This window comes from Pasteurella pantherarum (assembly GCF_049670885.1).
Lineage (GTDB): Bacteria > Pseudomonadota > Gammaproteobacteria > Enterobacterales > Pasteurellaceae > Pasteurella.
On sequence record NZ_CP187173.1, the window covers coordinates 784,439 to 798,500 of the forward strand.

Genomic DNA, 14,062 nt, shown 5'->3' on the forward strand with positions numbered 1-14,062 from the left:
CTTAAAAGTGCGGGAAATAGACCGCACTTTTTCGCTTTCCTTTTTGAATACCCAGTGCCTTACTCAGGAGAGAAGAAAACAAGATGATGGATGCTCCGCTTAATCTCGATGCCATTCGTACCCCTTTAAATACCGTGTGTTTAATTGAAGCGTCAGCAGGTACGGGAAAAACCTATACGATAGGCTCTTTATATTTACGCTTGTTATTGCAAACGGGAGAGACACCGTTTCCACAGGCATTAAGTGTTGAACAAATTCTAGTGGTGACCTTTACGGAAGCCGCAACCGAGGAATTAAAAGGGCGTATTCGAGAACGGATCCACCAAGCTAAACAAGCTTTTATCGCATACAAAACAGAAGGGGAGCAGGCTTTACCTGAGGATGATTTTCTTTGTGCGTTGCTTCAACACATTGAGGATCTTGATCTGGCGATTCAACGTTTAACTATCGCAGAACAAACCATGGATTTAGCGGCGATTTATACCATTCATGGTTTTTGTCGTCGTATGTTAATGCAATATGCCTTTAATTCAGGTGTACATTTCAATTTGGAGTTAGTCAAAGAGGAAGACAACCTCTTGCAACGCCTGTTCAATGAATTTTGGCGTCTTCATTTCTATCCATTACCCCTTGATGCGGCTCACTATATCCATAAAACATTAGGATCACCGCAAGCCGTTTTTCATCAATTAAAATCATCACTTTCCTATTTTGACTTAGCGGTGGAAATCGATAAGCCAGAGGTATTAAAGCTGTCATTATCGGATTTTCTCACCCATTATGTGTTACCTAAACAGAAGAAAATTCAACAATTTAAACACACTTGGTTGCAGTATCACGACGACATTCAGGCATTGTTTCTCGATGAGCTAGCGAAAAGTTATAAAAAAGGGGAAAAGAAATCCCTCAAACGTACTACATTTAAAAGTCATCTTGTGCCTAAATGGCTTGAGAAAATGCAAGCTTGGGCACAACAGCCTTCACAAACCGAACTGCCTGATGTGTTGGTGAAATATTTTCATCAGCAAGCCCTGAATGACTATGCCGATGAGGGGGCAACACCGTTGTCCCATTCTGTTTTTGAACTTGCCGATCATCTTATTGCTGACAACAGTGAAGGGGAGACGGATCAAAAAATCGTGTTATATCATTACTTGCGAGGCGTGCAACAATTATTGATCCAATATAAATTAGATCATCCTGAAAAAAACTTTGATGACCTATTACGCTTATTAAAAGAAGCACTTTATGCCGATCAAGGGGAAGAATTGGCACAATTTATCCGTCTTCAATATCCCTTTGCCATGATTGATGAGTTTCAGGATACCGATGCTCAGCAATACCAAATTTTTTCTAAAATTTATGTAGAACAAACAGCGACACCAACAGGCTTTATTATGATTGGGGACCCCAAGCAGGCGATTTATAAATTTCGTGGTGCGGATATTTTTACCTACTTTCAGGCAGCAGAACAAGCTCAGGCACGCTTTACGTTAGGGACAAACTGGCGTTCTGAGCAACGGTTAGTGAGTAGTGTCAATGCGTTGTTTGATTTTCAAGATCCCCATCCTTTCTTGTATGATCAGATTCAATTTCAACCTGTCTTAGCACGCCCTGATCAAGCCCAATTTTATGTCAATCAGCAAAGAGAACCTGCATTACGTTGCTATATTGGCGACATCGGTGAAAGCCGTGGTACGCGTTTTAATGAAGATCAAAAATGGACATTGGCACAAATTTGTGCACGTTCCATTCAAAATTGGTTAGAGGGTGCAGCACAACATCAGGCTGTGTTGAGATCAGAAAAAAAGGGCGATGAGCCGATCCGAGCCGAGCGTATTGCGGTATTGGTGCGAGATGGGGGAGAAGCTGATTTGGTGAAGCAAGCCTTACAACAGCAAGGCATTGCTTCTGTGTATTTGTCTGATCGCAGTAATGTGTTTGATTGCCCTGAAGCAGGGGAATTACTTCTGATTTTAACCGCCTGTTTAAATCCTTTTAGTGAACGGAATATCTTAAATGCGATTGGTACTCGCATCTGGGGCTTAACCAGTGCGGAAATTAGCCACATCAAGCAAGATGAGCAACGTTGGACCAATACCGTAGAGGATTTTGTGCGTTATCAGCGAAGTTGGCAACTGCAAGGGATTCTTGCCATGTTGCACCAGCTTTTTTTAGAAAAACATTTGGCAGAACACTTACTGGCGTTGGTGGGCGGTGAACGTAAAGTAACGGATTTATTGCATCTTGCCGAATTATTGCAAGAAGCCACCAGATTAAACGAAAGCCCAGCCAGTTTATTGCGTTGGTTTGAAAAGCAAATTCAAGGGGATGATCGCCAAGACGGACAACAAATCCGCCTTGAAAGTGAGCGACAGTTAGTGAAAATTGTGACAGTGCATAAGTCCAAAGGATTGGAATATGATTTAGTCTGGTTGCCTTTTATTGCTAATCCGCCAAGGGAAAGCCAATCGGTGATTCAAACCTATTACGAGGCGGAAAGCCAAAAAATCCTGTGGGATATACAAGGTAAACATCAAGCATTGATTGCCCAAGAACAGAAAGCAGAAGAAATGCGTTTGTTTTATGTGGCATTGACTCGAGCAAAATATCAACTTGCTTTTGCTTTGCCTGAAACATTCAAACCCAGCTGGAGTGCCTTACAGTATGTCTTGACCGAAGGGAAAATGGAGGGGGCAGAAGTGCGGTCTATTTTGGGCGAATTTCAGCAAAAAGCGGGTGCAAAAGTCGATATGGTCATTAAGTCATTTGATGATTTACCCACACAACCACCAAGACAACCAGTCCTTGAAGATCGAACATTAGAAGCTGCACAGTTTCATGGTGTGATTGAGCAAAATTGGCAAGTCAGCAGTTTTACCGCCATCAGCCAGCTCCATGAAAAATCTCTGCAATGGCAAGGTCATTCTATCCATTCGACTTATGCCGAAAGTGCGGTGGATTTTTCGCCATTTTTGGGGCATGAGCAAGATGATGAACAGAATGCTGAACTTGATTTACTGAATATTGTGCCTGATGTGTTAGAAGAATATCCAGCAGGTTACAGCCCCTTTGATTTTCCTGCGGGTACTCGAGTGGGGAAAGTGTTACATGCGTATTTTGAAACCCATGCCTTGAACCAAAAAGTTGAGATGGCGGAAGTGGAGAAACTTTGTCAGCAGTTAGAACTGGATGAAAACTGGTTTGAACCTCTTCAACATTGGTTAACTCAGATTTTATCCACCCCTTTATTAACCGAGACGGATCTGCGTTTGTCGGATTTAGCACCCGAAAATGGCTTAAAAGAACTGGAGTTTTATTTGAAGTTAGAACGGGTGTTTGATGTGGACCGATTTAATCATCTGTTGGAACAATATGGGTTGCTTTCTGAACCTTTACAATTGGATATTCTCCGTGAGGGCATTCAAGGCATGATGCGTGGCTTTATTGACCTCGTTTTCCGTCATGATGGCAAATATTATTTACTGGATTATAAATCCAATAAATTAGGGGGAAGTTTGCAAGATTATGCCACAGAAAAGTTGGCGACCACCATGCAAACCCAACACTATGATTGGCAATATTTGTTTTATACTGTGGCATTACATCGTTATTTGCGTGAGCGAGATCCGCATTATTGTTATGAACAGCATTTCGGAGGCGTGATTTATCCTTTTTTACGTGGTATGCAAGGCAAAGCAGGGTATGGCGTGTATTTTACACGACCTGATGTCGGCTTAATTCAAGCACTAGAGGAGTTATTTTAATGCTAGAGATTTTATATGAATTAAAACAACAGCAGGTGATTACGGAAGGGGACTATTACTTCGCCAAACTGATTGCGAATAAACAAGCACAGAATTTGCCAGAACCTGTCCGCCATTTAGCGGTGTTCTTGGCGGCATTGTGCAGTTATAACTATCAACAAGGCAACACCTGTCTTTTTTTAGACGCCAGTTTGCAACGCAACCCGTTTAATTTAGCGTATCGTCAATTTGAACGACATTATGTGGCGGAGATTCAAGAAAAAATGGGGCATCTTGCTGTGAACCAATGGCAAGCCTGTTTAAGTGATCATGTGGCATTTAGTGAAGATCCTCATCTTAAAATTGCCCCTCTCGTTTTTCAATTTAACGCCCTTTATTTTTATCGAATTTGGCAAGATGAATACCGTGTTGCGGGCTATTTACAACAAGCCACACAACAAAATGAAAGTGTGGAGCAACATTCCCCCCTTCCAACAAAACAAAAAGGGGATAGCCTGCAAGATCCTGCTCAAATTCGGGCGATTTTAACCAAATATTTCCCTACTGAACATCAAACTGGTGTCAATTGGCAAAAAGTGGCGGTAGCGACGGCATTACGTCAACGTTTTTGTTTAATTACAGGGGGACCGGGGACTGGCAAAACCACAACCGTCGCCCGTTTATTATTAGCATTACAAGAGTTACATTGTCACGAATTAAATATTAAGCTGGTTGCCCCAACAGGAAAAGCAGCGGCACGTTTAACGGAATCTATCCATGGTGCTTTAAAGTCACTGCAAGAAAGAGAAAATATCGTATTAGATCCGTCTATCATTGCATCAATTCCAACGGCAGCACAAACCTTGCACCGTTTACTTGGCACACGCTTTTTTGATGAACGGACAACCTATCATCGTCAAAATCCGTTACAAGTGGATGTGTTAGTGGTGGATGAAGCCTCAATGATTGATTTACCCCTTATGGCAAAATTATTGCAGGCGTTGAAACCGCAAACCAAATTAATCTTGTTAGGCGATCAAAATCAATTATCGCCTGTGGAGGCAGGTGAAATGCTTGGTGAGCTCGGACAGTTTGCCAAACAGGGATATAGCCCTGAATTAGCCGACTACTTATTACAGGTGGCTGATTGTGAGGTGCCCATTTCCACAGAAGGACACCCGATTCGAGACTGTTTATGTCGCTTACATCATAGCCACCGTTTTTCTGACACATCAGGCATTGGGCAATTAGCCGCCGCAATTAATCAAGGCAAATCTACCCAGAGCTTACAGCATTTTGAACACTTTGGAGATATTGAGTGGGTCGATTTTAATGCGTTGTGCCAACATCAAGCTCAAGGCACGCAAGCTGAGTTCAATGTCAACGCCGCCGTCAATTTAGTGGTGGAACGTGCTGTCGCCCATTATCAGGCATATTTACTGTTACTGAAAAAACTTAAGGCTTCACCACAGCCCCCATCGCAACATCAGCTTTCTGCGTTATTTGCTGCCTTTAATCAAGTGCGATTTTTAACCGCACTTCGTGTTGGGGAGTTCGGTGTGGAACAATTAAATGGACATATTGCCCATCGCTTAAAACAAAAAGGGTTGCTTCATTTCAAACATGAACGGGACTGGTATTTAGGAAAACCTGTGATGATTACCCAAAATGATAGCCATGTGGGCTTATATAACGGGGATATTGGTTTGTTTTTAGGGGACGGCAAAGTGTGGTTTGAACAAGGTTCTGAACATTATAAAACGGTCATGGCAAGCCGAGTACCTAGCTGTGAAACCGCCTTTGTGATGACCGTGCATAAATCACAGGGTTCAGAGTTTGCTCACACGTTTTTTGTGCTTCCCGTAGAGCCGAATCCGATTTTATCGAGGGAGTTAATTTATACAGCCATTACACGTGCAAAAACAAGATTAACCGTATTCAGTCGGCAGGAAATTTGGAAAAGTGCGGTACAAAATCCCATTAAACGACAAAGCGGATTAGCGAAATTGCTCATTGAGTTTCAGGCAAAATCCAGTAAAGTGTAAACAGTATTATTCATTTTTAAGGAGATAAACAATGAAATTATATGTCTTTGATCATTGCCCATATTGTGTCCGTGCGATGATGATTTTTGGTTTAAAAAATTTACCTGTCGATCTTGAGGTGATACTCAATGATGATGAGGCAACGCCCGTCAGCTTAGTCGGGAAAAAAGTGGTGCCTATTTTGATCAAAGAAGATGGACATGCCATGCCAGAAAGTTTAGATATTGTGAAGTATGTTGATCACTATGACGGTAAGCCTGTGTTAAAAGGGCAGGTTCGTCCCGAAATTGAAGAACGCTTAAGCAATATCACCAGCTATTCTAATTATCTGTTAATGCCTCGTTTTGTGAAGCTTGATGTTGCGGAATTTGCGACACAAAGTGCGATTGATTATTTTACGAAAAAGAAAACCGACTATATCGGTGATTTTGCCATGCACTGGGCAAAAACAGAGGAATATTTAGCCAGATTGCACGAAGATTTCCAAAAATTAGAGGCGTTGGTTCTCGGTGAGCAGTCTTTAAATCGTGAATTATCGCTAGAAGATATTTTAGTCTTTCCCATCTTACGTAATTTAACTTGTGTGAAAGGATTAACATTCCCTGAAAAGTTAAATCATTATGTCAAGACCATGTCACATTTAAGTAAAGTCAAACTTTACACAGAACAAGCGATTTAATTGTTTAAAAAGGTTGCAATTTTCGTTAAAGCTTCTATGCTTGCCTAATGAGCAAATTTTGGCTCATTAGGCATATTCAATTAAGGAGAAAATTATGGCATTAGGTTGGTATGAACTAAAATTAGCGAAAGACGGTCAATTCATGTTTAATTTGGTGGCGGCAAATAGCCAAGTGATTCTCACCAGTGAGTTATATCGCTCAAGATCTGCAGCGGAGAATGGCATTGCGTCTGTTCAAAAAAATGGGGGTGATGCGGCTAATTTTGAAGTAAAAGTGGCAAAAAATGATAAACCCTATTTTATTTTGAAAGCGAAAAATCACCAAGAAATAGGGCGTAGTCAATATTATGCTTCACTACCTTCAGCCCAAAAAGGCATGGAATCTGTCATTAAAAATTCAGCCACTACTGTCATTAAAGATCTCACAGCGAAAGCAGAATAATGGCGATTAGCACGATTTCATTTTGCGGAGACGGTCTTCTCCGCAAAATTTTTTTATTCCTTATCCCGTATTTTATATTTTTCTGATTCCTTTCTAGTAAAAATAGTCGCTTTTCCTCTTTTTCTCTTGTATAATCTTGCGACCCTGTCAATGTGTTGGATTTCCCACCACACATTAATTTATCGAGATCACACTCGAAGGGGTGCTTGATTAAGATTCATGGTTGTGTTTATAAGCAATAAAAAGCGAAGTAAACACTGGGTATTAATATTATTTTATTGGTAATTAATTAATGAAAACTTTTGTAGCAAAGCCAGAAACGGTTAAACGCGACTGGTATGTAGTAGATGCGACAGGTAAAACTTTAGGTCGTTTAGCGACTGAATTAGCACGTCGCCTTCGTGGTAAACATAAAGCGGAATATACTCCACACGTTGACACTGGTGATTACATCATCGTGATTAACGCAGAAAAAGTTGCTGTAACAGGTAACAAAGAAAGCGATAAACTTTACCACTGGCACACTGGCTATGTAGGTGGCATTAAACAAGCGACTTTCAAAGAAATGATCGCACGCCGCCCTGAAGCAGTGATTGAAATTGCGGTTAAAGGTATGTTGCCAAAAGGCCCATTAGGTCGTGCAATGTATCGTAAATTAAAAGTGTATGCAGGTTCTGAACATAACCACGCAGCACAACAACCACAAGTTTTAGATATTTAATCACGAGGTTTAGGATATGGCAGAGAATCAAAACTACGGCACAGGTCGCCGCAAAAGCTCTTCAGCTCGTGTATTTATTAAACCGGGCAGTGGTAAAATCACTATCAACCAACGTGATTTAGACGTTTATTTCGGTCGCGAAACAGCACGCATGATTGTTCGTCAACCGTTAGAGTTGGTTGAAATGACTGAAAAATTAGACCTATACATCACTGTTAAAGGTGGTGGTATTTCAGGTCAAGCGGGTGCAATCCGTCATGGTATCACTCGTGCATTGATCGAATATGATGAGAGTTTACGCTCTGTATTACGTGCAGCTGGTTTTGTTACCCGTGATGCACGTCAAGTTGAACGTAAAAAAGTGGGTTTACGCAAAGCACGTCGTCGTCCACAATTCTCAAAACGTTAATTTCTTATTTACGTTTTATATTCAATTGCAAGCCCAAAAGGCTTGCAATTTTTTTTTACGGCAAAGAAAATTTTTTATGATAATTTTGGAAAATGTAGCCTGATTTATGGTAGAATAAACACCCATTTTTTATATGATGTTATACCTAATCGTAAGGTATATGATAACGATATTTTAATTCATTTAAGAGCTGTCGGAGGAATAGATGACAAGCGCTGCAAATAAACGTTCAATAATGACACTTTTTTCAGATAAAACAGATATTTATTGCCACCAAGTAAGAATTGTATTGGCAGAAAAGGGTGTCGCTTATGAAACGGAAGTTGTAGATCCTCAAGTCGTATCAGAAGATTTAATGGAGTTGAATCCTTACGGTACTTTACCCACATTAGTTGATCGTGATTTAGTTTTATTCAATTCCCGTATTATTATGGAATATCTTGATGAGCGTTTTCCTCATCCCCCGTTAATGCCAGTATATCCTGTTGCTCGTGGTAAAAGTCGTTTATTAATGTTACGAATTGAGCAAGACTGGTATCCTACATTGGTGAAAGCGGAAAAAGGGTCAGATGCTGAACGTGCAACCGCATTAAAACAGTTAAGAGAAGAAATGCTTGCGATTGCCCCTATTTTTACCCAAACACCTTATTTTATGAATGATGAATTTAGCCTAGTAGATTGTTATGTCGCTCCATTATTATGGCGTATGCAAGAGCTTGGTGTGGATTTCACGGGTGCGGGCAGTAAAGCCATTAAAGCTTATATGGCACGTGTCTTTGAACGTGATTCATTTATGCAATCTCTAGGTGCATCAGCCCCAAAAAATTTGATGGATGAGAAGTAATTTTATATGGAATACCGTGCTTCCCCAAAACGCCCTTATTTATTGCGTGCTTATTATGATTGGTTAATTGATAATGATTTCACCCCTTATTTAGTGGTGGATGCTACTTATTTTGGCGTTAAAGTGCCTGTGGAATATGTGAAAGATGGTCAAATTGTCTTGAATTTATCCGCTAATGCAACGGGCAATTTGATACTCGGTAATGACAGTATTCAATTTAGTGCACGTTTTCGTGGCGTTTCACAAGACATTTATATTCCAATGGGTGCCGCTTTGGCAATTTATGCACGTGAAAATGGTGATGGGGTGATGTTTGAACCTGAATCAATTTACGATGAATTAGATCAGCCTGTGAGTGTTGAGCAACCCTTGAGTTTTGTTGAGGCAGTGGATAAACCGAGAGCGGGTGAGCATGCCGAAAAAGCGACAAAAACAGACGCAAAACCAGAAAAAAAAGGGGAAAAGAAAGGGGTTTCCCATTTAAGAATTATTAAATAGTGGGTATTTATTCATTGTAAAAATACACATTTTTTTGGCTTCTCAAGGTGAGAGGAATTGATTTCAAGGACTAAGTTCTGTGTAGCACAGACTTAGTCCTTTTTATTTTTACTGAAATGCGTTGCATAATAGATTCATGAGGTGAAAATGCAAGCTTACTTGTTGATTTTATAAGGAAAATACCAAAGAATCGCATTTAGACTTTTTGTTTTCTTTCAAATTCCTCTTTATTTTGCCTGTTAATTCTTCTTGACGGAGATCACTAATTTAAACAAAAGTCGTTGCCTTTGTAAGCATCTTGGATAGAATAAATACAAGTATTATTCACATTTTAGGCAGGTAATAATGAATATTACAGATTTGATGAAAAATGCCGAAAAATTAGGGATTGCGACATCACATTATGATATTGATGGCAATTTAATTCATGCGGGTCCCGAAACATTAAGGTATTTCACCGAATTCATTCAAGATTCGAAAAAGGTGCGAAAATCAGCAGGATATTTCGATGATGTTGCTGTGTTTTTTGAAACCGAACCGATTCAGTATGACGTGAGCAAACTCGGTCTGTCTTCCTCTTCTATTACTTACCAACTCTTTTCTGAAAATGGGCAATTAGTGTCCAAAGCCTCGGCGTTTTCCACGCAATCAATTGAGCTTTCTTCGCTTTCTTATGGTTATTATCTGTTGGTGATCAACGATAAGAAAAAACATTATCGTGTGCGTTTGCTCGTTTCCCCAAAAAATGCTTATCAGCCACCGATTTTAGCACAGGAAAAAACTTGGGGATTGAATATTCAGCTTTATAGCTTGCGTTCAAAACAAAATTGGGGCATTGGTGATTTTGCCGATTTACGTTATTTGATCGAACACGCCTCGCAATATGGTGTGAATTTTATTGGTATTAATCCATTACATTTGATGTATTCCGCTACGCCTGAATGGGCGAGTCCTTATAGTTCTTCATCTCGTCGTTGGTTAAACCCGATTTATTTAGATATTGTCTCTTTGCCTGAATTTAAGTTATCTAAAAAAACGCAAACATGGTTTGCCAGTGAGTCAATACAGCAACAATTGGCGAGTTTAAGAGAAGCGGAATTAGTGGATTATACGGCGGTTACACAGTTAAAACAGACCGCACTTTTTCAGCTTTTTGATTTTTCAAAACAAAGTCAATCCGCACAGATTAAGCAACGCCGTGAAGCATTCAAACAATTTATGCAAGAACAAGGCGACGCATTATTGTTACAGGGTCTCTTTGAGGTGTTAGATCATCAAGCAAAACGTGATGAAATGTCGTCAGACAATATCGGTTGGTTAGGTTGGCGTGCAGAATGGCAACATTTACAGGCAGATGAAAAAGCGAAATTATTGCGTAAACACCAAAAACACATTGAGTGTTATGCGTGGCAACAATGGCTGATGTCAGAGCAGTTAGCTGAAATGCAAGCTTGCTGTCAAAAGCATGGCATGGCATTAGGCATTTATGGTGATTTGGCTGTAAGCAGTTCCTGTGGCAGTGTGGATGTTTGGTCTGATCCCGATTTATATTTCATGGAAGCCTCGGTAGGGGCACCGCCTGATCCCCTAGGACCTTTTGGGCAAAATTGGCATTTACCGCCTTATAATCCAGCAGTTTTGAAGGCACGGGGGTTTCAACCTTTTATTGATATGTTACGTGCCAATATGCAGCATTTTGGCATTTTGCGTATTGATCATGTGATGGGCTTATTCCGTTTGTGGTTAATTCCTAAAGGCAAAACTGCAGCTGATGGGGTGTATGTGCATTATCCATTTGCGGAATTGATGGCGATTTTAGCAATTGAAAGTCAGCGTAATCGTTGTTTGGTGATTGGTGAAGATCTCGGTACGGTACCGAATGAAGTGCGGTCAAAATTAAATGAGTTTCAAATTTTTTCTTATTTTGTTTTGTACTTTGCACAAACCGCACATCAATATCCTGCTGGGGAGGCATTTCCACTGAAAGCCTTTGCTACCATTGGGACACATGATGTGCCGTCATTGCAGAGCTTTTGGCATTGTGTGGATTTAAGTTTGTTCAAACAATTGGGCGTGTTAAGCGATGAGGTGTTAAAACAAAAATATGATCAACGCGTCATTGATAAACAAGCCTTGTTAAATACCTTACATCGAGATCATTATTTACCTGATGATTATGGTGGAGATGCCTTATCCATGGCAATGCATGCACATTTAAATTATGTTATTCATCAATATCTTGCACAAAGTCGTACGCAGTTAATTGGTGTGCAATTAGAAAATTTACTGAGTCAAGAAGTGTCATTTAACTTACCCGGCACGGATAGAGAATATCCGAATTGGCGTAAAAAATTGGCTTGTGAGTTAGAGACGATGTTCGCTGATGAAGATATCACTTCGTTTTTAACGAGCATTACACAAGCTCGCCAGCAATGTCATCTATCCAACAGCTAATTATTTGAGGATTTGTTATGGTTCAATTAGTTTCACACGCAGTGATAAATCAATTTTTTGAAGGAACACATGCTGATCCGTTTTCTGTGTTAGGCATGCATGAAACCGAAAATGGCATTGAAGTTCGGGCATTATTGCCTGATGCCCATCGGGTTGTGGTGATTGATCATGAAACCGGTGATCATACGGTTGAATTAACTTGTATTGATGAGCGTGGCTTTTTTGCGGCGGTCATTCCTGACACACACAGCTTTTTTGCTTATCAATTACAAGTTTATTGGGGAGCGGAGTCGCAAATTATTGAAGATCCTTACCGTTTTCATCCGATGCTAGGGGATTTAGATAACTGGCTATTAAGCGAAGGTTCGCATTTACGCCCTTATGAAGTTCTCGGTGCTCATTTTATGGAATGTGATGGTGTGTCTGGCGTGAATTTTCGCTTATGGGCACCGAATGCAAAACGGGTTTCTATTGTAGGGGATTTCAATTACTGGGACGGGCGTCGTCATCCGATGCGTTTTCACCTAAAAAGTGGGGTTTGGGAATTATTTTTACCCAAAGCCTCATTAGGGCAACTGTATAAATTTGAATTAATTGATTGCCACGGACAATTGCGTTTAAAAGCTGACCCTTATGCGTTTAGTTCACAATTACGACCAGATACCGCATCACAAATTAGTATGTTACCTGCAGTGGTTGAGATGACGGAAAAACGCCGTAAAGCCAATCAATTTGATCAACCAATTTCAATTTATGAAGTTCATTTAGGTTCTTGGCGTCGGAATTTAGAAAATAACTTTTGGTTAGATTACGATCAAATCGCTGATGAATTGATTCCTTATGTGAAAGACATGGGCTTTACACACATTGAATTTTTACCTGTTTCTGAATTTCCATTTGATGGTTCATGGGGCTATCAACCTTTAGGGCTTTATTCGCCAACTAGCCGTTTTGGTACGCCAGAGGGCTTCAAGCGTTTAATTGAAAAAGCACATGAGGCTGGGATTAATGTGATTTTAGATTGGGTGCCTGGGCATTTCCCAAGCGATACACATGGTTTAGCGGCTTTTGATGGAACGGCACTTTATGAGCATGCCGATCCACGTGAGGGGTATCACCAAGATTGGAACACCTTAATTTATAACTATGGTCGTAATGAAGTGCGTAACTTTTTATCCAGTAATGCCTTGTATTGGCTTGAGCGTTTCGGTTTAGATGGCATTCGTGTGGATGCGGTGGCATCGATGATTTACCGTGATTACAGCCGTGCGGAAGGGCAATGGATCCCAAACCAATACGGCGGACGGGAAAATCTAGAAGCCATTGAGTTTTTAAAACACACGAACTGGAAAATTGCATCTGAAATGGAAGGGGCAATTTCCATTGCAGAGGAATCGACCTCCTTTGCTGGTGTAACGAAACCGTCAAAAGAAGGTGGGTTAGGTTTTCAATTTAAATGGAATATGGGGTGGATGAACGATACCTTATCTTATATGAAAAAAGATCCTGTGTATCGTCAATATCACCATGACCAAATGACCTTTGGTATGGTGTATCAATATAGTGAAAACTTTGTATTGCCTCTTTCTCATGATGAAGTCGTGCATGGTAAATGTTCATTGCTCGGCAAAATGCCGGGGGATGCTTGGCAAAAATTTGCCAACTTACGTGCCTATTACGGTTATATGTGGGGTTATCCAGGTAAAAAATTATTATTCATGGGCAATGAGTTTGCCCAAGGGCGAGAGTGGAATTACGAAGAAAGCTTAGATTGGTTCTTATTAGAAGAAGCACATGGTGGTAAATGGCATCAAGGTGTGCAGTTATTGGTTAAAGACTTAAATCATATTTATCAACAAAATGCACCGCTCTTTGAGTTAGATGGATCGCCAGAAGGCTTTGATTGGTTGGTTGTCGATGATCGTGAAAATTCCGTGTTTGTTTTTGAGCGTCGCAGCAAAAAAGGCGAGCGGATTATTGTGGCAAGTAACTTTACCCCTGTGCCACGTCATGACTATCGATTTGGTGTGAATCAAGCGGGTAAATATGTGGAAATTCTCAATACGGATTCTGCATTTTATCAGGGATCGAATGTAGGAAATTGTGGCGAAGTGGTGAGTGAAGCGATTGAAAGTCATCATCGTTCACAATCTATTTCGATTTCCATTCCACCTTTAGCGACAATCTATTTGAAATATCAAGCAGAGTAAAGCTTGGTGCAGAC

The 14,062-nt window shown here is 40.4% G+C and carries 10 protein-coding genes; all 10 read left to right on the top strand.

All coding sequences use genetic code 11. The annotated features are described in order from the left end of the window. The first annotated feature begins 83 nt into the window (after nt 1-83). The 10 genes from recB (at nt 84) to glgB (ending at nt 14,048) form a co-directional block, all read left to right on the top strand. Entirely contained in the window at nt 84-3,767 is a 3,684-nt protein-coding gene (gene recB, locus ACPEEM_RS03780; RefSeq protein WP_424407814.1) for an exodeoxyribonuclease V subunit beta, read from the top strand. Next, a complete protein-coding gene (gene recD / locus ACPEEM_RS03785) occupies nt 3,767-5,791 on the top strand; it encodes an exodeoxyribonuclease V subunit alpha (RefSeq protein ID WP_424407816.1) in 2,025 nt (674 codons plus the stop codon). Before recB ends, recD begins: the two co-directional genes overlap by 1 nt. Nucleotides 5,792-5,822: 31 nt before the next feature. Continuing rightward, nucleotides 5,823-6,470, top strand: coding sequence for a GrxB family glutaredoxin (locus ACPEEM_RS03790; RefSeq protein ID WP_424403182.1), 648 nt, complete (start codon nt 5,823-5,825; stop codon nt 6,468-6,470). 94 nt (nt 6,471-6,564) lie between these two features. Beyond that, the gene (locus ACPEEM_RS03795; protein ID WP_424407818.1) at nt 6,565-6,912 is read left to right on the top strand and encodes a YegP family protein; all 348 of its coding nucleotides are present in this window, start codon (nt 6,565-6,567) and stop codon (nt 6,910-6,912) included. Nucleotides 6,913-7,204: 292 nt separating this feature from the next. Beyond that, nucleotides 7,205-7,633, top strand: a complete 429-nt coding sequence (gene rplM / locus ACPEEM_RS03800; RefSeq protein ID WP_005726289.1) for a 50S ribosomal protein L13 — start codon at nt 7,205-7,207, stop codon at nt 7,631-7,633. Between the two features lie 16 nt (nt 7,634-7,649). Then, complete coding sequence (gene rpsI / locus ACPEEM_RS03805) at nt 7,650-8,042, top strand: 30S ribosomal protein S9 (RefSeq protein WP_424403186.1); 393 nt, start codon at nt 7,650-7,652, stop codon at nt 8,040-8,042. Between the two features lie 205 nt (nt 8,043-8,247). Further along, nucleotides 8,248-8,886: a stringent starvation protein SspA gene (gene sspA / locus ACPEEM_RS03810; protein WP_424403188.1), complete on the top strand. Its 639-nt coding sequence runs from the start codon at nt 8,248-8,250 to the stop codon at nt 8,884-8,886. A gap of 6 nt (nt 8,887-8,892) precedes the next feature. Further along, nucleotides 8,893-9,384, top strand: coding sequence for a ClpXP protease specificity-enhancing factor (locus ACPEEM_RS03815; RefSeq protein WP_424407820.1), 492 nt, complete (start codon nt 8,893-8,895; stop codon nt 9,382-9,384). 345 nt (nt 9,385-9,729) lie between these two features. Beyond that, nucleotides 9,730-11,838: a 4-alpha-glucanotransferase gene (gene malQ / locus ACPEEM_RS03820; RefSeq protein WP_424403192.1), complete on the top strand. Its 2,109-nt coding sequence runs from the start codon at nt 9,730-9,732 to the stop codon at nt 11,836-11,838. Between the two features lie 17 nt (nt 11,839-11,855). Continuing rightward, on the top strand, nt 11,856-14,048 hold the full coding sequence (gene glgB, locus ACPEEM_RS03825; RefSeq protein WP_424407822.1) for a 1,4-alpha-glucan branching protein GlgB: 2,193 nt from the start codon (nt 11,856-11,858) through the stop codon (nt 14,046-14,048). Nucleotides 14,049-14,062 lie beyond the last annotated feature (14 nt).